This is a genomic window from Tardiphaga sp. vice304 (genome assembly GCF_007018905.1).
Classification (GTDB): Bacteria; Pseudomonadota; Alphaproteobacteria; order Rhizobiales; family Xanthobacteraceae; genus Tardiphaga.
Genome location: NZ_CP041402.1, coordinates 4,944,926 through 4,966,188, shown reverse-complemented (window position 1 = coordinate 4,966,188; position 21,263 = coordinate 4,944,926). Strand labels below are relative to the sequence as shown.

Genomic DNA, 21,263 nt, shown 5'->3' with positions numbered 1-21,263 from the left:
AGGACTGGCGACGCGGCACGTGCCGGGCCAGGAGCCCGAGGGAACCGGCGACACCCGTTCGCCTCAAGCGCGCACATGAGACGCAGAATCAATCAAAATAAACATATGGACGCTTGCCGACGGTACCTTTCGCAGCTAGCAAGCCGTACACCTTCCGTGTTTCCGGACATTTCAGTGCTGTTGGACTATTTTGCCGCGATGGCCGCGCGTTCGGCTGTCGCTCCAGCGCGATGGCGCAGGCCCTTTTTGAAATGGCTCGACGGGATCGAGCAGGGCTGGGCTATTCCCTTGCTGATCGTGGCGTTTGCCGCGGCCTGGCTGGTGTTTCTGACCATCGCCTATCTGAGCGGCGATCTGCATGCCGACGCGCTGGAAACCTGGACGATCGGCCGCGAATTCGCCTGGGGCAATGCCAAGCATCCGCCTTTGATGGGGTGGGCCGCCTGGGGCTGGACGCTGGTGTTTCCGCTCAACGACTGGTCGTTTCAACTGCTGTCGATGACCAATGCGGCGGTGGCGCTGTGGGCGGTCGACCTGATCGTGCGGCGGTTCGTCCGCGGCGATGGCCGCGCCGGCGTGCTGCTGCTCTTGATGCTGCTGCCGGCCTACCAGTTCCACGCCCAGCGCTTCAACGCCAATACGGTGCTGCTCGCCGTGTGGCCGCTCGCGACCTATTGTTTCCTGCGCTCCTATGAGAGCCGCGCGATCGGCTGGGCGATCGCGGCCGGCGTCTTCGGCGCGCTGGCGATGCTCGGCAAGTATTATTCGGTATTTCTGACCGGCAGCTTTCTGCTGGCGGCGATCGCACATCCGCAGCGCGCGTTGTATTTCAGCTCCTGGGCACCGTGGGCCAGTGCGCTGGCCGGGCTGATCGTGCTGGGGCCGCACATCCATTGGTTGGCGACTTCCGGCGCGGCGCCGTTCGCCTATGCGATGCAGGTCCATGGCGGCGTGCCGTTCGGCCCGTCGTTTCTGGAGGCCGGCGCTTTCCTGCTTGGCATTGCGGCGACGGTGGCATTGCCGGCGTTCGTCTGGATGCTGTCGGCGGGCCGGCGTCTGTCGCTCTTTGGTGCCGATTTCCGCGCCATGAACCCGGGGCTCCAGCTGCTGTTCTGGATCTTCGTCGGCACCGTGGCACTGCCGACCCTGGTTGCCATCGTCGTCGGAACCGATATGCCGTCGCTTTGGGCCTTGCAGGGCTTGTTCCTGTTGGCGATCCTGGTGGTGTGCGGCGCCAGCTACACGCTGGAGCGTTTGTACGTCGTGAATCTGGTAGTGATGGTCGGCGCGATCGCCGCCGTGGCGATCATCGTGGCAGCACCGATTCACGCTTATTATCGCAACAACATCAATCCGAACGAGCGCAGCTATTATAGGCTTGCCGCCTTCGAACTGACCAAGCGCTGGCGTGCGATATCGGACAAGCCGATGCCGGCGATCTCGGGCGATGACGGACTGGCTTTTGCCACCGCCTTCTACAGCCCCGATCACCCGGTGTACCGCCGCCCGTTTCAGTATCAATATACCTGGGGCATGCCGCGGGTAACGACGCTGGAAAAAGGCTGGGCCGCGATGTGCTTTGCGGACGACCAGGCCTGTCGGGGCTGGATGGACAAGGTCGTTGCGATTGCGCCTGAGTTCACCCGTGTCGACTTCGAGGTCATCCCCTATCTGTGGGGGCGGGCCGGCCCGCCCGGTCGTCTGATCGCACTGATGATGCCGCCGCAGGACGACCGGCCCGTGGCCACGCAGGCCCCGTCCACCGCTGCCTCCGCGGATTTCTCCTCCAGTCACCGCCAGCCGGCGCCCTGAGCCGTCGCGCAGTTGTGCGGAACCGGCAAAGCGCCTAGATCGGGCCTCACGGGTCAGCCCGATCGAATTTGAGCCGGAACCGCCCTTGCGGTCCGAAGGAGACATCATGACGCTGCGCGACAACATCAACAATGCGGTCAAGGATGCGATGCGCGCCAAGGATGAGCGCAAGCTCTCTACGCTGCGGATGGTCAATTCGACGATCAAGAACGCCGATATCGAAGCCCGCGGCCAAAGCAAGCCGCCTCTGTCCGATGGCGACCTGCTCAGCGTGCTGCAGAAGATGATCAAGCAGCGCCAGGAATCCGTCGAACTGTACGAAAAGGGCGGCCGCGCCGAACTGGCCGAGCAGGAGCGCGCCGAGATCGCCGTGATCTCCGCCTATCTGCCGCAGCAGATGTCGGAGGACGACGTCAAGGCGGTGATCTCGGCCGAAATCGCGGCTTCGGGCGCTGCGGGTATCAAGGACATGGGCAAGGTGATCGCCGCGCTGAAGGCGAAATATGCCGGCCAGATGGATTTCGGCAAAGCCTCGGGCCTGGTCAAGGCCGCGCTGACGAGCTGATTGTTACTTCCCTCTCCTCAACGGGGAGAGGGAGCGCACGACCCGCCCGTCGCTGCAACCAAACATGAAGCATGCGGGCGCTATCCGCCCGTCTTCTCCGTCTGGTCATAGACCAGCCGCGCCACCTGGTTGAGCCGGTCCTTGTCGGTCGGGCCGCTCACGACGTAGCCGACGCCTTTGTCGGCCCAGAACAGTGCGCCGTCCTTGTCCTGCGAGGCATAGCGCATCTGGGTGGTGTCGGTTGCCGCGCGGGACGTGTAGAGCGTGTAGCGTTCGCCGGTCGGGCTTTCATACATGAAGAACGCCGCCGGCGCTTCCGGGCCGGGCAGCAGCCGGCCGCCGACCAGCTTCAGCCCGGTGCCATCGAGCTCCGGTGCCTTGACCGCGTAGCCGACGCGCTTCGACAGCCACTGCTGCAGATGCGCGCGCTCGGAGCCCGCGACTTCCACGGGATGGCGCACTTCGACGACGTAGAGCCGGTGTGCGCCAAGCGCATCGAGCGTGAAGTTCTGGAACACCGAGGGCGCGGCTGCGGCGCCATGCGCCAGCCAGCCGACGCTGCCGCCGACCACGAAGGCCAGCAACGTCGCGGCCACCGCGCCGATCAGAAATGACCGTGGCTGCCGCACCAGCCGGTCGATCTCCAGTCGGGCCGGCACGCTCTCGTCGGCGACGGCGTCGTAGCGCGCATGCAGCAGCTCGGCCATTGCGCGCCACGACTGCACCCGCGCGGCATCGTCGGGATGCGCAGCGAGCCACGCCTCGACCTCGCCGCGGCGCTCCGCCGGCAACTCATTATCGACGTAGGCGTGCAGTTCGTCTTCGGTGACGGGCATGCGGGGTTCGGTCATCGGCGTGGTCTCGGGTGGGTCGCAATGGTGTTCAACGAAGCGCTCTCGGAATCCCTCCCCCTTGCGGGGAGGGTCTGCCGAACGGAGGACGATACGCAGCATCGTTCGGAGTGGAGGCCGGGGTGGGGGTGCCACGGGCGACGTCGCTTGTGGCAACCCCCACCCGACCGCGCTTCGCGCGGCCACCCATGGCGGACGAATTCGTCCGCCAGACCCCGCAAGGGGGAGGGGAAAAAAACCGCCGCTGCTTGATAAATCATGCTCATCACTTCACCGCCCGCAGCGCCGGGCGCTGGCCTTCGAGATAGGCCTTCACATGGGCGCGGGCGCGGGCGAGGCGGCTCATCACGGTGCCGATCGGCACGCCTTGGATCTCGGCGACCTCGCGGTAGCTCAAGCCCTCCAGCATCACCAGCAGCAGCACCGCACGCTGATCCTCGACCAGCGCCGCCAGCGCGCGCGCGATATCGCGGCCCTCGGCTTCGGTGCCGGAGGCGTCCGCATTGTTGTCGAACAATTCGGTCATCAGCGGCCGGCGCGCCAGAGAGCGGCGGCGGTTGCGATTGAGGTTGGTCAGGATGGTGTAGAGCCAACTGCGCAGGTCGCCGCCGATGAACAGTTTTTCCGAGCGCAGCGCGCGCACCAGCGTGTCCTGCACCAGGTCGTCGGCGATGTCGGCGTCGCGCGTCAGCGCCCGCGCATAACGCCGCAGGGCCGGGATCAGGGTCTCGACGTCGTCGCGAAACGCGCTCATGGGCTCTGGGTCACGGTTCAATTCCTGCCGGGTTCCACGGTGCGGGGGGAAGCGCCGTTGTCATCATAACACCTTGGCCGCTCGTCTATTCCGGGACCGTTGCCCACGGTAAACGCAGGTTTGCGGGGTGGATTGGGGCTGTACCGAGAGGGAGCGCTGGTGTACCTCGAAAGGCTGATTTTCAAGCGGACAGGACACGACATGGTTGAACCTACAGGCCTGATGCAGGGCAAGCGCGGCGTTATTCTCGGCCTCGCCAACAACCGTTCGATCGCCTGGGGCATCGCCAAATCCTGCCACGCGCAGGGTGCCGAACTCGCTTTTACCTATCAGGGCGACGCGCTGAAGAAGCGGGTTGAGCCGCTGGCGGCCGAACTCGGCGGCCTCGTGCTCGGCCATTGCGACGTCACCGACCCCGCCAGCATCGATGCGGCGTTCGCGGTGCTGCAGGAGAAGTGGGGCAAGATCGACTTCGTGGTCCACGCCATCGCCTTCTCCGAGAAGGAGGGGCTCGAGGGCCGCTATGTCGATACCACCGCGGAGAATTTCTCCAAGACCATGCTGATCTCGTGCTTCTCGCTGACGGCGATCGCACAGCGCGCCGAAAAGCTGATGACGCAGGGCGGTTCGATCATAACGCTGACCTATTACGGCGCCGAGAAGTGGATGCCGCATTACAACGTGATGGGCGTGGCGAAAGCGGCGCTGGAGGCCAGCGTGCGCTATCTCGCCGCCGACCTCGGCGTGCAGAACATCCGCGTCAACGCGATCTCGGCGGGTCCGATCAAGACGCTGGCGGCGTCGGGCATCGGCGATTTCCGCTACATCCTGAAATGGAACGAGCACAACGCGCCGCTGCGCCGGACCACGACCATCGATGAAGTCGGCGACAGCGCGCTGTATCTATTGTCCGACCTGTCGCGCGGCGTCACCGGCGAAGTGCACCACGTCGATTCCGGCTACCACGTCCTCGGCATGAAGCGCCCGGACGCGCCGGACATCTCGCTGAACAAGGACTGATCGCGCCCGTTATGCCGCAACCCACGATCTATTACATCCGCCACGGCCAGACGGAATGGAACGCACTCGGCCGTTTCCAGGGCTCCAAGGATATTCCGCTCAACGACCTCGGTCGCGAGCAGGCGGCGCATGCCGGGGGAATCCTGAAAGAGTTGCTGGCGCAGCACGCGCGCGACGCGGACAGCCTCGGCTTCGTGTCGAGCCCGCTTGGCCGGGCGCGCTCGACGATGGAGTTCGTCCGCAGCCAGCTCGAATTGCCGCCGCAGCACTACGCGCTGGACGACCGGTTGCGCGAGATCGGCTACGGTCACTGGGAGGGCTCGACGCTCGCCGAGCAGGAGGCCTCGCATCCCGAGATCTTCGCCGCCCGCGAGCTCGACAAATGGAGCAGCCCGCCGCCCGAAGGCGAAAGCTACGCCTCGGTGCAGTTGCGCATGCGCGACTGGTATGAAGGCCTGACCGGCGATACCGTCGCCGTGGCGCATGGTGGCACCGCCCGGGCCCTGATGGTGGCGCTGGACGTACAGACCATCGCTGCCGCGGCCGAACTGCCGATCGAGCAGGGCGCCGTCTACGTGTTCAGCAACGGCGGGCTCGCGAAGTATACTTAAAGTCAGGCGCGCTTTCTTCCTTCTCCCCTTGTGGGAGAAGGTGGCTGCGCGCAGCGCGGCCGGATCAGGGGTAGCCACAAACTCCGAGCCCAGAACCCCCTCATCCGTCGCGGACTTCGTCCGCGCCACCTTCTCCCACAAGGGGAGGAGGAAGAACGCCAGCTGTGCCGCCATTTGACCCCCCGAACCGCCCGCGTTACGACAGCAGCCAGTTTCGAGAGACCGCCCCATGTCCTTCAATACTTTCGGCCATCTGTTCCGGGTCACCACCTTTGGCGAGAGCCATGGGCCGGCGATCGGCTGCGTGGTCGATGGTTGCCCGCCGTTGCTGCCGCTCGACGTGGCCGACATCCAGGCCGACCTCGACCGCCGCAAGCCCGGGCAGTCGCGCTTCACCACGCAGCGCCAGGAGGCCGATCTCGTCAAAATCCTGTCCGGGGTGATGGCGCATCCGGAAACCGGGGTGCAGGTGACGACGGGGACGCCGATCGCGCTGATGATCGAAAACACCGATCAGCGCTCCAAGGACTATTCCGACATCAAGGACAAGTTTCGCCCGGGCCACGCCGATTTCACCTATGAGGCGAAATACGGCATTCGCGATTACCGCGGCGGCGGGCGTTCCTCGGCGCGCGAGACCGCGACCCGCGTCGCCGCCGGCGCCATTGCACGCAAGATCGTGCCGGGCATGATAGTGCGCGCCGCGCTGGTGCAGATGGGACCGCACAAGATCGACCGCGCCAACTGGGACTGGGACGAGGTTCACAACAACCCGTTCTTCTGCCCCGACAAGGACAAGGCCGCGTTTTTTGAGGGCTATCTCGACGGCATTCGCAAATCCGGTTCGTCGATCGGTGCGGTGATCGAGGTCGTCGCCGAGGGCATTCCGGCCGGTCTGGGGGCGCCGATCTATGCCAAGCTCGACGCAGACATCGCCGCGGCGCTGATGAGCATCAACGCGGTCAAGGGCGTCGAGATCGGCGACGGCTTTGCCGCGGCGGAATTGTCCGGCGAGAACAATGCCGACGAAATGCGGATGACCAACCACGGCGCCTCGTTCCTGTCCAACCATGCCGGCGGCGTGCTCGGCGGCATTTCGACCGGACAGCCGGTGGTGGCGCGCTTCGCGGTGAAGCCGACGTCGTCGATCCTGTCGCCGCGGCAGACCATCGACCGCTCCGGCGCCGACACCGATATTCTGACCAAGGGGCGCCACGACCCCTGCGTCGGCATTCGCGCCGTGCCGGTCGGCGAGGCAATGGTCGCCTGTGTGATGGCCGACCAGTTTTTGCGGCATCGCGGCCAGGTGGGCTAGGCTCTCCGCGATCAAGCCAATCGCAGGTGTCCATTGACCGATCCTATCAGCGACATCACCGCCTGGCTCACCGACGGCGCACGCTCGACGCCGGAGCCGAGCGACATGATGGCGGAATGCTGCGAGCGGCTGATCGCCGCCGGGCTGCCATTGTGGCGCGTCGGCGTGTTCGTCCGCACGCTGCATCCGGAAATTTTCGGCCGCAATTTCATCTGGCGTCCGACCACCGGCGTGGAGCTTGGCTCGGTGGATTTCGACATCCAGCACACCCCGGAATTTCTCCGTAGCCCGCTGGCGATCGTGTTCCAGGAAGGCGCCGAAGTGCGCTGCCGGCTGGATGCTCCCGGCAACAACCGGTTTCCGTTCTTCGATGACATGCGCGCCGAGGGCGTCACCGACTACGTCGCCGTCCCGCTGTCGTTTGTCGATGGCATGATCCACGCTTCAAGCTGGACGACCCGGCAGCAAGGTGGCTTCACCGACGCGCAGTTGACCGACCTCAAGCGGGTGGTGCCACCCCTGACCCGGTTGATCGAGGTGATTGGCCTGCGCCGGACTGCGGAGACGCTGCTCGACACCTATGTCGGCCCGCGCGCCGGCGAGCGCATTCTGGCCGGGCAGATCCGCCGCGGGCACACCGAGACCATGCATGCCGCGATCTGGCTTTCCGACCTGCGCGGCTTCACCGCTTTGTCCGACCGGCTGCCGCCGGAGCAGGTGGTCGAGATTCTCAACCTGTACTTCGATTGCCAGGTCGCGGCGATCCACAAGCACGGCGGCGAAGTGCTGAAATTCATGGGCGACGGGCTGCTCGCGGTGTTTCCCATCGAGGCCGACGAGCAGGCTCTTTGCAGCCGTGTCCTGGAAGCCGCGCGAGAGGCGCGCGCCGCGGTGGCGGCCATGCAGTTTGTCAGCGGCGAAACGCCGGAGCGTTTCCGGTTCGGCGTCGCCTTGCATGTCGGCAGACTTCTCTATGGCAATATCGGCGGCGGCAACCGGCTCGATTTCACCTGCATCGGCCCGGCGGTGAATCTGGCCGCACGGCTGGAGAAGATTGCAGGCCGTCTCGGGCGCACGATCGTGGCGTCCGGCGCCTTCGTCGGCACCTGCGCCGCCGACTGGGACAATCTCGGCGAATTCCCCATCGCCGGATTTTCGAGGGCCGAGCAGGTCTACGGCCTGTCGGACGAAACGCCGCGCGAGTGACGTCAGGCGGCGCGCACCGTTTCGAGGAAGCGGTGGACTTCGGACTTCAGCCGGTTGCTGTCGCCGGACAATGACTTCGCCGCCGACAGAACCTGGCCGGAGGCCGCGCCCGTTTCGTTGGCGCCGTGCTGCACGTCGGCGATGTTGGCGGAGACCTGCTGGCTCCCCAGAGCCGCCTGCTGCACATTGCGCGAGATTTCCTGTGTCGCCGCGCCTTGCTCCTCGACCGCCGAGGCGATGGTCGATGCGATCTCCGACATCTGGCCGATGGTCAGGCCGATCGCCTGGATGGCGTTGACGGAATGCCGGGTCGCGGCCTGGATGCCCTCGATCTGCTGGCCGATCTCGCCGGTGGCCTTGGCGGTCTGCTCGGCAAGCGCCTTTACTTCGGAGGCCACCACGGCAAAACCGCGGCCGGCATCGCCGGCGCGGGCCGCCTCGATGGTCGCGTTGAGCGCGAGCAGGTTGGTCTGGGCTGCAATGGTATTGATGAGTTCGACCACAGCTCCGATCCGGCCGGCCGCTTTGGCGAGTTCGGCCACCCGGTCATTGGTCTCGCGGGCCTGATCGACGGCATCACCCGCAATCCGCGCCGAGGCCTGGACCTGGCGGCTGATCTCATTGACCGAGCTGGACAGCTCCTCGGTGGCTGACGCCACGGCCTGGACGTTGGTGGAAGCCTCTTCCGAGGCGGCGGCCACCAGGGTGGCAAGCTGCTGCGAGCGGTCGGCGGTGGCCGTCAGCGTGTCGGCGGAGGCTTCGAGCTCGGTCGAGGCCGCGGACACCGTCTCGACGATCTCGCCCACTGCGCCCTCGAAGCTGTCGGCCAGGCGGTGCATCTCCTGCCGGCGCAGGTCGGCCGCGCGCAGTTCCTGCTGGCGTTGCGCGTCGGCTTCCTGCTGGGCTTTCTCCTGCGCCTTGATCTTGAACTGTCCGACGGCGGCAGCCATCTCGCCGATTTCATCGCGCCGCCCGAGACCGGGCAGCACCACGGCAAAATTGCCCTCCGCCAGCTGCAGCACGGCCCGGACCAGGCCGGACAGGGCGTTCGACACCGACAGGCCGATGATCGCCGAGGTCAGGCCGACGATCGAAGTGGCGGCGGCAAACGCCACCAGCAGCCAGGTCCGGGCGGATTCCCGACTGGAGATCTCGGCGCTCACCGCCTCGCTGTGGACCAGCGCGATGCCCTTCTGCATTTCCACGATCAGCGGCTCGATGGTCTGGAAGGTCTTCGACATCGCGGCGCCGCGCCGTTTCACCTCGTCTGCGCCCGCGGCCCAGGCCATGAACGCATTCTGGTAAGCGGTAACCTGACCGGCCATCTCGGCCTTGATGCCAGGCAAGATGTCGGAGGCGGCGACCGAGTTTGAAAATTCGGTCACCGTCTTCGTCAGTTCGGCGACATATTTGGGGTCGCGCCGCAGCATGAAATCCTTTTCATGGCGACGCATCATCAGCATGCTGCTGGTGAGTTGCGGATCCCCGATCGTTTTCAGCTTCGACTCGACGTCGTGGACGGCGGCTCGCAACGTGCCTGACAGGCCGGCATTCTCATTGAGTCCGAGGCTGGTCTCGGCGCCAGCCAGGGCGGCGAAGTCGCCGGCATAGGCTTTGTAGCCCGAGGCCGCCGTGGTGACGCGCTCCAGCAACGCCGGGTTGGCCTGCAGCAGCAGTTTGAGTTCGTCGAAGTGCTGCCCGATTGCGGCGGACAGCGCCGCATGATTTTTGGCATAGGCCTCGTCGCGGCGAAGCTGGAAATCCTTCTCGGCGCGTCGCGCCTCCAGCATCTCGATCGATAGACGTTGATTGAGCTCGGTCGTGAGCCGGGCGTCCTCCGCTATCGTGCGCGAGGCATCCTGGCGGGCACTGCTGAACTGGTAGATCGCGCCGAATGACACAAGGCTGACGATGCTGATCGCGGCGATGGACATGATCTTGTGGGACAGACGGAGGTGGAAATGGGCCATGTCGTTGCCGTGATTTAGAGCAAAGGGAGATGATGTCGAGGGCATCCTGCGATACCGGCAGTCTGGTCACGTAGCCCGTACAACTACGGATTCTGTCCGCAATCGAATATAGCTGCAACTCGTGAAGTTGTGATTAACTTCGAGGGGCGGCGGGAGACTGGCGCGTAAAATCTGCGGCGATGACATGTCGCTGAAGTGTAGTTCAGCGTCGTCGTCGCGGAGGGGTGTTCAGCTACTCTTCCGGCTCGGTGGTGAACAGCAGCGGATAGCCCTTGGCGCGGCCGGCGTCGGTGGCGCGGGTCGCCTTGGTCTCGGCGACGTCGCGAGTGAACACCGCGACCACGCAGGCGCCGAGCTTGTGCGCGGTGATCATCACCTTGTGCGCCTGGTCCTCGGTCATCCTGAACTCGCCCTGCAGCACCCTCGTCACGAATTCACGCGGCGTGAAATCGTCGTTGACGAGGATCACCTTGTACAGCTTCGGGCGCTCGACCTTCGGCTTGGTCTTGGTGCGGGGCGTGGTGGTGGTCGCGGGCATTCTGCGGCAGCTCCGGGCGCCATCGGGGTGAGTAACATCATAGTGTCACCGCAGAAAACTGTCGATCCGCTGTCGTGCCGGGAAGACCAGTTGAACGGAATGTGACCTCGACCGCGGGTTCCTGCTTTGCGCGCCGTCATTTGCATGTCACGATCCCGACTTCGACGGGAGGGCCGCTATGCGCTGGTATGTCTCGATTGGAGTGGTGCTGGTCGCCGGAGCGATCGCCGGTGGCGATGTCGCCAGCGTGGCTGCGCCGAATGCGCGGCTGGTCGAAGCCCGCGACCCCGTCGTCGATGTCGAACTGGTGCTGGCGGTCGACGTCTCCTATTCGATGGACATGGACGAGTTGGCGATCCAGCGCGAGGGCTACGCCCAGGCCATCGTCTCCCGGGAATTCCTCTCCGCGCTGAAGACCGGCCCGACCGGCAAGATCGCGGTGACCTATTTCGAATGGGCTGCCTCGACCGACCAGAAGCTGATCATCCCCTGGCGCATCATCGATGGCCCGGAATCGGCCGACGCGGTGGCCGCCGAGATCATGCGGACACCGATCAGGCGGGCATCGCGCACCTCGATTTCCGGCGCGATCTATTTCGCGATGCCTTTGTTCGAGGCCAACAGCTACGCCGGGCTGCGCCGCGTCATCGACATCTCCGGCGACGGGCCGAACAACAACGGGTCGCCGGTCACCGTCGCGCGCGACGAGGCCCTGGCGAAAGGCATCGTCATCAACGGCCTGCCGATCATGGCCAAGGAACTGTCCTATTCGACGATGGATATCGAGAATCTCGATTTGTACTACGAGGATTGCGTGATCGGCGGGCCCGGCTCCTTCGTGGTGCCGATCAAGGAGCGCGACAAGTTCAAGGAAGCCATCCGCACCAAGCTGGTGATGGAAGTCGCCGGCCTGCAGCCGCAGCCGCGCGTGGTGCCGATCGCCGGGCGCGAGCCGCGGGTGAACTGCCTGGTGGGGGAAAAGATCTGGCAGGATCGCTGGGGGAGGTAGGCTGTAGCCCGGATGAGCGAAGCGACATCCGGGGAAAGCCTCACGGCGGGCTCTGAATCCCGGATGTCGCTGGCGGGCGCGCAATACGCGACCAACGGCTCATCCGGGCTACAGCTGACTACACCGCCGCCGTTTCCTTCTTCGGCCAGTACCTGTCCCGCAGATGCCGTTTCACCAGCTTGCCGGTCGGCGTGCGCGGCAGTTCGGCTTCGAAGTCGATGCTCTTCGGGCATTTGATGGGCGACAGGTTCTTGCGGCAGAACGCGATCAGTTCGGCCTCGAAGGCCGGACCTGCGCGGGACATGTCGTGTGGCTGGACGACCGCCTTGACCTCCTCGCCCATCTCCTCGTTCGGCACCCCGAACACCGCGACATCGGCGATCTCCGGATGGGTGATCAGCACGTCCTCGGTCTCCTGCGGGTAGATGTTCACGCCGCCGGAAATGATCATGTAGGACTTGCGGTCGGTGAGATAGAGAAAGCCCTCGTCGTCGAGATAGCCGACGTCGCCCAGCGTCGACCAGCCCTTGTCATTATAGGCGCGCTTCGTCTTCTCGGGATCGTTGTGATAGGCGAAGGTCGGCGCGTCCGCGAAATACACCGTGCCGATCTGCCCGACCGGGGCCTCCTGCTCGTTCTCGTCGACGATCTTGACGATGCCGGTGACCGCCTTGCCGACCGTGCCGCGGTGCGACAGCCATTGCTGGGAATTCGACACGGTGACGCCGTTGCCCTCCGAGCCGGCGTAGTATTCGATCAGGATCGGGCCCCACCAGTCGATCATTCGCGCCTTGACGTCGACCGGGCAGGGCGCTGCGGCGTGGATCGCGCCGTGCAGTGAGGAGACGTCGTAGCGCAGCCGCACCTCTTCCGGCAGTTTCAGCATCCGCACGAACATCGTCGGCACCAGTTGCGACTGGGTGATCCGGTGCTGCTCCACCAGCTTCAGGAACTGTTCGGCGTCGAAGCTCTCCATGATGACGGAGGTGCCGCCCAGCGTGATCGCCATCATGTTGAAGCGCAGCGGGGCCGCATGATACAGCGGCGCCGGCGACAGGTAGATGCTATCGCCGGTCATGCCGCACATGTCGGCGCAGAGTTTTTTCAGGAACGGGTTCGGCACCGTGATCGGGTTGCTCTCCGAGGCGCGCTTGATGCCCTTCGGCCGCCCGGTGGTGCCCGACGAATACAGCATGTCGTAGCCGGCCACTTCGTCCGCGATCGGCGTCGCCGGCTGGGCATCCAGCGCGGCCTTCCAGTCGTGGAAATGGTCGCGGGGCCCATCGAGAATGAAGAACTGCGTGTCGGGCGCGCCCGGGATCAGCGGGGCGATCACCTCGGCCCCCTTCGGCGAGGTGATGACGATTCGGGCGCCGCAGTCCTTCACGATGTAGGCGATCTCGTCGGCGGTGAGATAGCGGCTGATCGCGGTGTAATACAGCCCGCTGCGCTGCGCCGCCCAGCAGATCTCCATGAACTCGAGCCGGTTCTCCATCAGCAGCGCGATGTGATCGCCGGCCTTCAACCCGAGCGAGCGAAACAATTGCGCGCCCTGGTTGGATCGGGCGTCGAGCTCGTGGTAGCTGATCGACTGACCGGAGCCAGCCATCCGATAAGCGATCTTGTCCGGCTGGGTGCGGGCGTGGACGGAGGGATGGCTCATGGGGCGTTTCCTCGACAAATGGCGGATTTTTCCGCTCGTGTTGGTTGGCGCGACCGTCACCGTGGGTTGTCCGCGCGAGGGTGGATTAAAAGAGTGCAAATGAGCTTAGTCAATCGCTCAATTAACTCTTGAGTTGGGTGCGCTGATCGTATTATCTGCGCCTCGCACATGACACCGAATTCGCATCTCAGCAGCCCGGGAAAACCGATCGTCGGTCGCAATCCGACCGCCGACAAGCTGTTGCTTGCGGCCAGCGAACTGATGATCGAGAGCAACTCGATCGACGTGTCGCTGAGCGAGATCGCGCATCGCTCGGGCGTTAATGCGGCGTTGGTGAAATATCATTTCGGCAACAAGGACGGTCTGCTGCTGGCGCTGCTGGCACGCGACGCGGCCACCGAGATGACTAACCTCGATTACCTGATGGCGCAGCCGATTTCGGCCGCCGCCAAGCTGAAGCTGCACATCGCCGGCATCATCAAGGCCTATCAGCAGTTTCCCTACATGAACCGGCTGATCCATCATCTGCTGCACGGTTCCAACACCGAGGCCGCCGACGAAGTCTCGAAGTTCTTCGTTGGGCCCCTGCTCGAATTCCATCGCCGCCTGCTGGCCGAGGGATTCCAGTCCGGCGAATTCCGCAAGATCGATCCGGTGCTGTTCTACACCAGCCTGATCGGTGCCTGCGACCATCTGTTCTTCTACCGTCACGCGATGTCGCGCGCCATTGGCGTCGGCCCGGTGACGGATGAAGTCAGCCGTGACTACATCGCCCACTTAGAAGCGATGATGCTCGGCGGAATGCTAACCAATAACAAGAAAGCGGGATCAACCGCCTGACGACAACGAGCTAAGAAGAAACGACCCCAAGGAAACTGTACGACCCATAAAAAAAGCTATCGGGAAACGCCCAAGGTACCTTTCTACAAAAACAAGAAAATTCGAGGAAACGCCTCCAAGGAACGGTCAACGTATCGTTCGAACAACAAAACAAGAAACGTCCAAGGACCTTCTTTTAAAAAAATATAACAAGACAAAAAAATCAGGAAACGCCCAGGGAAAGGCAAACTCGATGCAGCTGAAAGACGTAGCCGTATTCATTACCGGCGGCGGATCGGGTCTCGGTGCCGCCACCGCGCGTGCGATGGCCGCGAAGGGAGCTAAAGTCTCTGTCTTCGACCGCAGCCGGGAAAACGCCGAGAAGGTAGCCGCCGAGATCAAGGGTCTCGCCGTGGTCGGTGACGTCACCAGCGAAAGCGACGTGCAGGCCGGGCTTGCCAGGGCAGAGGCCGCGCACGGCATCGCCCGCGTTCTGGTGAACTGCGCCGGCATCGGCGGCTCGCAGCGCATCGTCGGCAAGCAGGGCGTCTATCCGCTCGACAAGTTCACCAACGTCATCATGGTCAACCTGGTCGGCACCTTCAACTGCCTGCGCCTGTTCGCCGAGCAACTGGTGAAGCTGGACGCCGTCGGCGAAGAGCGCGGCGTCATCATCAACACCGCCTCGGTTGCCGCCTATGAAGGCCAGATCGGCCAGATCGCCTATGCGGCATCGAAGGGCGGCATCGTCGGCCTGACCTTGCCGGCCGCACGCGATCTCGCCTCGCAAAAGATCCGCGTCAACACCATCGCGCCGGGCCTATTCCTGACGCCGCTCTTGATGGGGCTCAGCGAGGAGGCCCGCGCCAGCCTCGGCGCGCAGGTGCCGCATCCGGCCCGCCTCGGCGACGCTTCGGAATACGGCAATCTGGCGGTGCACATGGTCGAGAACCCGATGCTGAACGGCGAAACCATCCGCCTCGACGGCGCGATCCGCATGGCGCCGCGGTAGTCTGACTCTTTTCTTCCTTCCCTCTCCCCTTGTGGGAGAGGGTGGATCGAACCGCGAAGCGGTTCGAGACGGGTGAGGGGTAGTCGTGCGCCCGCCCCCTCACCCAATGGAGTTTGCCAATTCTGCCGGGGCTGCCCTCTCCCACGAGGGGAGAGGGCGCGACTATGGGCGCCTGCGATAGTACCAAACCACAAGAGGTCCATCGACGAGACCCCGGTTACCAATCCGTTTGGGAGAACGAGATGAACGCGCAGGCTGCCGCGGTGCTGACACAGCCCGCCTTCCGAAAGATTGACTGGCTCGAACGCGACATCGACGTTGAGCGGCGGCCGGATGGCGTCATCATCCTGAAATCGCGCGTGCCGCTGATGGACTATCCGACCCATCTGCCGGCCTCGCTGGCGAAGTGGGCTGAGCTCCGGCCGGACCTGGCCTGGCTGGCGCAGCGCGTCGGCGACGACCGGCAATGGCGCCATGTAACCTACGCCGAGGCGAAGCGCACGGTCGATGCGCTGACCCAGGCGCTGCTCGACATGCGGCTCGAAGCGGATCGCCCGGTCGCGATCCTGTCCGGCAATTCCATCGAACATGCGCTGATGACCCAGGCTTTGATGCAGGCGCGGCATCCGGCGGCGCCGGTGTCGCCGGCCTATTCGCTGATGAGCCAGGACCACGCCAAGCTGAAATACCTGTTCGACCTGATCCGGCCGGTGGCGGTGATGGTGCAGGACGGGCCTCAGTTCCAGAAGGCGCTGGACGCGCTCGACCTCACCGGCATCCGGCTGATCCATGTCGCGCGTCCGCCCGAAGGGCTTGCCAGCATGTCGTTCGCCGACATGGCCGTAACGCAGCCGACCGCGGCGGTCGAGGAGTCCATTGCGAAAATCACGCCGGATACGATCGGCAAGCTGCTGTTCACCTCCGGCTCCACCGGCGTGCCAAAAGCGGTGATTAACACCCAGCGCATGATGTGCGCCAACGCCACCATGATGATGCAGGTGCGGCCGCGCGACCCCAACGGTCCGCCGCCGGTCTATCTCGACTGGATGCCGTGGAATCACACGATGGGCGGCAACGCGCTGTGTCATCCGCTGCTGATCGAGGGCGGCACGCTGTATATCGACGACGGCCGGCCGGTGCCCGGCCTGTTCGACGAGACGCTGCGCAATCTGCGCGAGGTGTCGCCGACCTATTATGCCAACGTGCCCGCCGGCTATGCCGCGCTGGCGGCAGCGATGGAGAAGGACGATGCGTTGTGCCGCGGCTTCTTCAAGAACCTCGGCGTGATGGCCTATGGCGGCGCGCGGCTGCCCGACGATCTCTACGACCGCATGCAGGCGCTGGCGATCCGCACCACCGGCGAGCGCATCGTGTTCTACACCGGCTGGGGCTCGACGGAGACCTCGCCTACCTCGACCGGCACCTATTGGGACACCGAGCGCGTCGGCCTGATCGGCCTGCCGTTCCCGGGCGTCGAGGTGAAGATGGTGCCGACGGACGGCAAGTACGAATTGCGGCTGCGCGGCGTCAACGTGATGCCGGGATACTATCGCCAGCCCGATCTCACCAAAGCTGCGTTCGACGAGGAAGGCTTCTACAAGATCGGCGACGCCGCGGTATTCGTCGATGAGCAAGATCCGGTGCAGGGCCTGATCTTCTCCGGCCGCGTCATGGAGGATTTCAAGCTGACCACCGGCACCTTCGTGCATGTCGGCAGCCTGCGAACCGACGCCATCTCTGCGGCGACGCCGGTGGTGCAGGACGCGCTGGTCGCCGGGCAGGACCGCGCCTGGATCGGCCTGCTGGCCTGGCCCAATCTCGCCGCCTGCCGCGCGCTGATCGGCGAGCCGGACGCGGGCTTCGCCGAAGTAGTGAAGCATCCTAAAGTGCTGGCCTGCCTGAAGCAGGGCCTCGAGGCGCACAACGCCCATGCCGATGGCGGCAGCAGCCGGCGCATCGCGCGTGCGATGTGGATGGTGGAGCCGGCCTCGATCGACGGCAACGAACTCACCGACAAGGGCTACGTCAACCAGCGCGCGGGGCTCGCCCGCCGTGCCGATCTGGTGGAGCGGCTCTACGCCGATTCACCGGGCGAGGACGTCATTATTCTCAACTGATCTTGCAACAGAGTAACCGCCATGAATTTCGATTTCTCCGACGACCAGAAGCAGCTTCGCGACGAGGCCCGGCGTTTCCTTTCGGAAAAATGCCCGCCGAAGGCGGTGCGCGCCGTGATCGACGGCAAGGCGACCTATGACCGCGAGCTCTGGAAGGGTCTCGCCGACATGGGCTTCCTCGGGGTCGCCATTCCCGAAGCCTTCGGCGGCTCCGGCGCGGGCCATCTGGAGCTCTGCGTGATCGCCGAGGAAATGGGCCGCGCGCTGGCGCCGGTGCCGTTCTCGTCCACGGTGTATCTCGCCGCGGAAGCGTTGATGCTGGCTGGCACCGAGGCGCAGAAGCAGAAGTGGTTGCCGGCGATCGCCGCGGGCACTGCGGTCGGCACGCTGGCGCTGTTCGAGGGCACCGGCAATCCGTCGCCGGCGTCGATCAAGCTGACCGCGACGAACGGCGTGCTCAACGGCGTCAAGAAGCCGGTGCCGGATGGCGCGGTCGCCGACTTCGCCATTGTCGCGGCGCGCAATGGCTCGACCGGACGCGAGACCGACATCTCGCTGTTCCTGGTCGATCTCACCTGCGACGGCGTCGAGACCCGTGCGCTGGCCAATATCGATCCGTCGCGCGGCCAGGCGGAAATCACGTTCACCAACGTCAAGGCTGAGTCGCTCGGTCCGGCCAGCGAAGGCTGGAGCATCCTGACGCGCGTGCTGGATCGCGCCGCGGTGCTGATCGGCTTCGAGCAGGTCGGCGGCGCCGACCGTGCGCTGGAGATGGGGCGTGACTACGCGCTTGACCGCATCGCCTTCGGCCGCCAGATCGGCTCGTTCCAGGCGGTCAAGCACATGCTCGCCGACATGTATGTATCGGCAACTTTGGCGCGCTCGAATTGCTACTACGGCGCCTGGGCGCTCTCCACCAACGCCTCCGAATTGCCGGAAGCCGCCGCCTCGGCGCGGATCAGCGCCACGCAGGCGTTCCAGCATTGCGCCAAGAACAATATCCAGGTCCATGGCGGCATGGGCTTCACCTGGGAATTCGACTGCCATTTGTACTACCGCCGCGCCAACGCGCTGGCGGTCGGCCTCGGCAGCCTGTCGTATTGGGAAGACGCGTTGATCGACCGCATGCGGCAGCGGAACGCGGCGTAGTTTGTGTAGCCCGGATGGAGCGAAGCGAAATCCGGGGATGTCGATATCGCCGAAATGCCGGTCCCCGGATTGCGCTTCGCTCCATCCGGGCTACGAAGAAAGGGCAGCCTCATGAATTTCGATGACACCCCGCAGGAAGCCGCTTTTCGCTGCGAGGCCCGCGCCTGGATCGCGGCCAACGCGCCAAAGGAATATGAGGACGAGCTGAAGCGCGCCTCGCTTGGCCGCATCCAGCTCAAGGGCGGCAATATTCTGGAGGTGGCAAAGGCCTGGCAGAAGAAGAAGGCCGAGGCCGGCTGGGCGGTGCCGCACTGGCCGAAGGACTATGGCGGCCGCGGCGCGTCGCCGATCGAGCGGGTGATCTGGCAGCAGGAAGAGGGCGTGTTCGGCAAGCTCGGCGCGCTGTTCATTATCGGCCACGGGATGTGCGGCCCGACCATGATGGCCTATGCTGCCGAGGACCAGAAGCGGCACTACCTGCCGCCGCTGGCCTCCGGCGAGAACATCTGGTGCCAGTTGTTTTCCGAACCCGCCGGCGGCTCGGACGTCGCCGGCCTGCGCACGCGGGCAGAAAAGGACGGCGACGACTGGATCATCAATGGTCAAAAAATATGGACATCGGGCGCGCACTATTCCGATTTTGGAATCTTGATCACCCGCACCGATCCCAATGTGCCCAAGCACAAGGGCCTCACCATGTTCTTCCTCGACATGAAGAGCGCGGGCGTCGAGGTGAAGCCTATCAAGCAGGCCAACGGGCAGTCCGAGTTCAACGAGGTGTATTTCACCGACGTGCGAATTCCGGACGCGCAGCGTCTGGGCGCCGTCGGCGATGGCTGGAACGTGTCGCTGACCACCCTGATGAACGAGCGTATGGCGATCGGTGCCAATATGGCCACCGGCGTGCCGGAACTGTTCGAGTTCGCCAGCAGCCTGATGCTGGAGGATGGTCCGGCGATCGACGATCGCGCGGTGCGCTCGAAGCTCGCCAGCTGGGCGGTGCGCGCCAGCGGGCTGAAGTACACCAGCTTCCGTGCGATCTCGGCGCTGTCGAAGGGTGAGCGGCCGGGGCCGGAAAACTCGATCGGCAAGCTGGTCGCGGGTACCATGCTGCAGGATGTCGCGACCTACGCGCTCGACCTGCAGGGCGCCGCTGGCGTGCTCAGCGGTCCGGACGACGCCGAGGCGGCCGGCAAATTCCAGGCGATGCTGCTGCGCTCGCCCGCCACCCGCGTCGAGGGCGGCACCGACGAGATCCTGCGCAACATCATCGCCGAGCGCGTGCTGGGCCTGCCCGGCGACATCCGCGTCGACAAGGACGTGCCGTTCAACCAGATCCCCACAAGAGGACGCTGATGCTTTCTTCCCTCTCCCCTTGTGGGAGAGGGTGGCCGCGCGATAGCGCGGCCGGGTGAGGGGTAGCCACAAGCTCCGAGCCCGGAAACCCCTCATCCGTCGCGGACTTCGTCCGCGCCACCTTCTCCCACAAGGGGAGAAGGAAGTAAGAAGAGCCGACTGGAGCTACCGATGAATTTCGACGACACAACCGAAGAAGCAGCCTTCCGCGCCACGGCGCGCGCCTGGATCGCGGCGCATGCGCCGAAGGAGCTCGAGGCCGAGCTGACAAAACCCTCGGCCGAGCGTGCCTCCGAGAAGCGCGACGGCATGATCGAGGTGTCGAAGGCCTGGCAGAAGAAGAAAGCCGACGCCGGCTGGGCCTGCCTGCACTGGCCGAAGGAATATGGTGGACGTGGCGCAACCCCGATCGAGCGGGTGATCTGGCAGCAGGAAGAGGGCGTCTACGACAAGCTCTCGAAGCCGTTCGCCATCGGGCAGGGCATGTGCGGGCCGACCGTGATGGCCTATGCCGATGAAGACCAGAAGCGCAAATATCTGCCGCCGCTGGCATCCGGCGAAACCATCTGGTGCCAGCTGTTCTCCGAACCTGCCGGCGGATCTGACGTCGCCGGCCTCCGCACGCGGGCGGAAAAGGACGGCTCCGACTGGATCGTCAACGGCCAGAAAATCTGGACCTCGGGCGCGCATTACTCCGACTACGGCATCCTCATTACCCGTACCGATCCCAACGTGCCCAAGCACAAGGGCCTGACGATGTTCTTCCTGGACATGAAGAGCGCGGGTATCGAGGTCAAGCCGATCAAGCAGGCCAACGGCATGCAGGAATTCAACGAGGTGTTCTTCACCAACGTGCGGATTCCCGACAGCCAGCGGCTCGGCGCGGTGGGCGACGGCTGGAACGTATCGCTGACGACGCTGATGAACGAGCGGATGTCGATCGGCGCGCGGCTTGCCACGGGCTTCCCCGAACTGTTCGAGTTCTGCAGCAATTTGATGCTGGAGGACGGGCTTGCGATCGACGACCGTGCCGTGCGCTCAAAGCTCGCAAACTGGGCGGTGAAAAATTCCGGCCTGAAATATACCAGCTACCGCGCAATCTCCGCGCTGTCGAAAGGCGAGCGGCCGGGGCCGGAGAATTCGATCGGCAAGCTGGTGTCCGGCGCCATGCTGCAGGACATCGCGATGTTCGCCGCCGACCTGCAGGGCGCCTCGGGCGCGCTGACTGAAGGAGACGGCGAGGCGGCCGGGGCGTTCCAGGCGATGATCCTGCAGTCGCCGTCGATCCGCATTGCGGGCGGCACCGATGAGATCCTGCGCAACATCATCGCCGAGCGCGTGCTGGGCCTGCCCGGCGACATCCGCGTCGACAAGGACGTGCCGTTCAACCAGATCCCTACTAAGGGACGCTAACGGTGTCTTCCTTCCCTCTCCCCTTGTGGGAGAGGGTGGCCGCGCGATAGCGCGGACGGGTGAGGGGTAGCCACAAGCGCCGT

The 21,263-nt window shown here is 64.8% G+C and carries 18 protein-coding genes; 13 read left to right on the top strand and 5 right to left on the bottom strand.

Annotated elements, in window-relative coordinates; all coding sequences use genetic code 11:
* The first annotated feature begins 174 nt into the window (after positions 1-174).
* Both FNL56_RS23725 and FNL56_RS23720 read left to right on the top strand, forming a co-directional pair.
* Positions 175-1,812 (top strand): glycosyltransferase family 39 protein, encoded by a 1,638-nt coding sequence (locus FNL56_RS23725; RefSeq protein WP_368039318.1) that lies wholly within the window; start codon positions 175-177, stop codon positions 1,810-1,812.
* Between the two features lie 106 nt (positions 1,813-1,918).
* On the top strand, positions 1,919-2,377 hold the full coding sequence (locus FNL56_RS23720; protein ID WP_143575293.1) for a GatB/YqeY domain-containing protein: 459 nt from the start codon (positions 1,919-1,921) through the stop codon (positions 2,375-2,377).
* A gap of 80 nt (positions 2,378-2,457) precedes the next feature.
* Here FNL56_RS23720 and FNL56_RS23715 read toward each other — a convergent pair whose 3' ends face one another.
* Complete coding sequence (locus tag FNL56_RS23715; protein ID WP_143575292.1) at positions 2,458-3,228, bottom strand: anti-sigma factor family protein; 771 nt, start codon at positions 3,226-3,228, stop codon at positions 2,458-2,460.
* A 265-nt stretch (positions 3,229-3,493) separates the two neighbouring features.
* Positions 3,494-3,982, bottom strand: a complete 489-nt coding sequence (locus tag FNL56_RS23710; RefSeq protein WP_143575291.1) for a sigma-70 family RNA polymerase sigma factor — start codon at positions 3,980-3,982, stop codon at positions 3,494-3,496.
* 201 nt (positions 3,983-4,183) lie between these two features.
* Here FNL56_RS23710 and fabI point away from each other — a divergent pair, with 201 nt between their 5' ends.
* From fabI to FNL56_RS23690, 4 genes are all read left to right on the top strand, one after another.
* A complete protein-coding gene (fabI, locus tag FNL56_RS23705; protein ID WP_143575290.1) occupies positions 4,184-5,002 on the top strand; it encodes an enoyl-ACP reductase FabI in 819 nt (272 codons plus the stop codon).
* An 11-nt stretch (positions 5,003-5,013) separates the two neighbouring features.
* Positions 5,014-5,613: a histidine phosphatase family protein gene (locus FNL56_RS23700; protein ID WP_143578327.1), complete on the top strand. Its 600-nt coding sequence runs from the start codon at positions 5,014-5,016 to the stop codon at positions 5,611-5,613.
* Positions 5,614-5,842: 229 nt separating this feature from the next.
* Positions 5,843-6,928, top strand: a complete 1,086-nt coding sequence (gene aroC / locus FNL56_RS23695) for a chorismate synthase (protein ID WP_143575288.1) — start codon at positions 5,843-5,845, stop codon at positions 6,926-6,928.
* Positions 6,929-6,961: 33 nt separating this feature from the next.
* The gene (locus FNL56_RS23690; RefSeq protein WP_246660770.1) at positions 6,962-8,134 is read left to right on the top strand and encodes an adenylate/guanylate cyclase domain-containing protein; all 1,173 of its coding nucleotides are present in this window, start codon (positions 6,962-6,964) and stop codon (positions 8,132-8,134) included.
* Positions 8,135-8,136: 2 nt separating this feature from the next.
* Here FNL56_RS23690 and FNL56_RS23685 read toward each other — a convergent pair whose 3' ends face one another.
* Positions 8,137-10,104: a methyl-accepting chemotaxis protein gene (locus FNL56_RS23685; protein WP_143575287.1), complete on the bottom strand. Its 1,968-nt coding sequence runs from the start codon at positions 10,102-10,104 to the stop codon at positions 8,137-8,139.
* Positions 10,105-10,336: 232 nt separating this feature from the next.
* The gene (gene clpS, locus FNL56_RS23680) at positions 10,337-10,642 is read right to left on the bottom strand and encodes an ATP-dependent Clp protease adapter ClpS (protein ID WP_143575286.1); all 306 of its coding nucleotides are present in this window, start codon (positions 10,640-10,642) and stop codon (positions 10,337-10,339) included.
* A 178-nt stretch (positions 10,643-10,820) separates the two neighbouring features.
* Between clpS and FNL56_RS23675 the strand changes: the two genes are divergently transcribed.
* Positions 10,821-11,651, top strand: a complete 831-nt coding sequence (locus FNL56_RS23675) for a DUF1194 domain-containing protein (RefSeq protein WP_143575285.1) — start codon at positions 10,821-10,823, stop codon at positions 11,649-11,651.
* Positions 11,652-11,769: 118 nt separating this feature from the next.
* On the opposite strand, the gene FNL56_RS23670 is transcribed toward FNL56_RS23675, so the two are convergent.
* A complete protein-coding gene (locus FNL56_RS23670) occupies positions 11,770-13,314 on the bottom strand; it encodes an acyl-CoA synthetase (protein WP_143575284.1) in 1,545 nt (514 codons plus the stop codon).
* 168 nt (positions 13,315-13,482) lie between these two features.
* Here FNL56_RS23670 and FNL56_RS23665 point away from each other — a divergent pair, with 168 nt between their 5' ends.
* The 6 genes from FNL56_RS23665 (at position 13,483) to FNL56_RS23640 (ending at position 21,180) form a co-directional block, all read left to right on the top strand.
* On the top strand, positions 13,483-14,154 hold the full coding sequence (locus tag FNL56_RS23665) for a TetR family transcriptional regulator (RefSeq protein WP_143582408.1): 672 nt from the start codon (positions 13,483-13,485) through the stop codon (positions 14,152-14,154).
* A 232-nt stretch (positions 14,155-14,386) separates the two neighbouring features.
* Positions 14,387-15,145, top strand: a complete 759-nt coding sequence (locus FNL56_RS23660; protein ID WP_143575282.1) for an SDR family NAD(P)-dependent oxidoreductase — start codon at positions 14,387-14,389, stop codon at positions 15,143-15,145.
* Positions 15,146-15,387: 242 nt separating this feature from the next.
* Entirely contained in the window at positions 15,388-17,262 is a 1,875-nt protein-coding gene (locus FNL56_RS23655) for an AMP-binding protein (RefSeq protein WP_143575281.1), read from the top strand.
* Between the two features lie 21 nt (positions 17,263-17,283).
* Positions 17,284-18,411 (top strand): acyl-CoA dehydrogenase family protein, encoded by a 1,128-nt coding sequence (locus FNL56_RS23650; RefSeq protein ID WP_143575280.1) that lies wholly within the window; start codon positions 17,284-17,286, stop codon positions 18,409-18,411.
* Between the two features lie 111 nt (positions 18,412-18,522).
* Positions 18,523-19,767, top strand: a complete 1,245-nt coding sequence (locus FNL56_RS23645) for an acyl-CoA dehydrogenase (RefSeq protein WP_143575279.1) — start codon at positions 18,523-18,525, stop codon at positions 19,765-19,767.
* 171 nt (positions 19,768-19,938) lie between these two features.
* On the top strand, positions 19,939-21,180 hold the full coding sequence (locus FNL56_RS23640; RefSeq protein WP_143575278.1) for an acyl-CoA dehydrogenase: 1,242 nt from the start codon (positions 19,939-19,941) through the stop codon (positions 21,178-21,180).
* Positions 21,181-21,263: the final 83 nt, after the last annotated feature.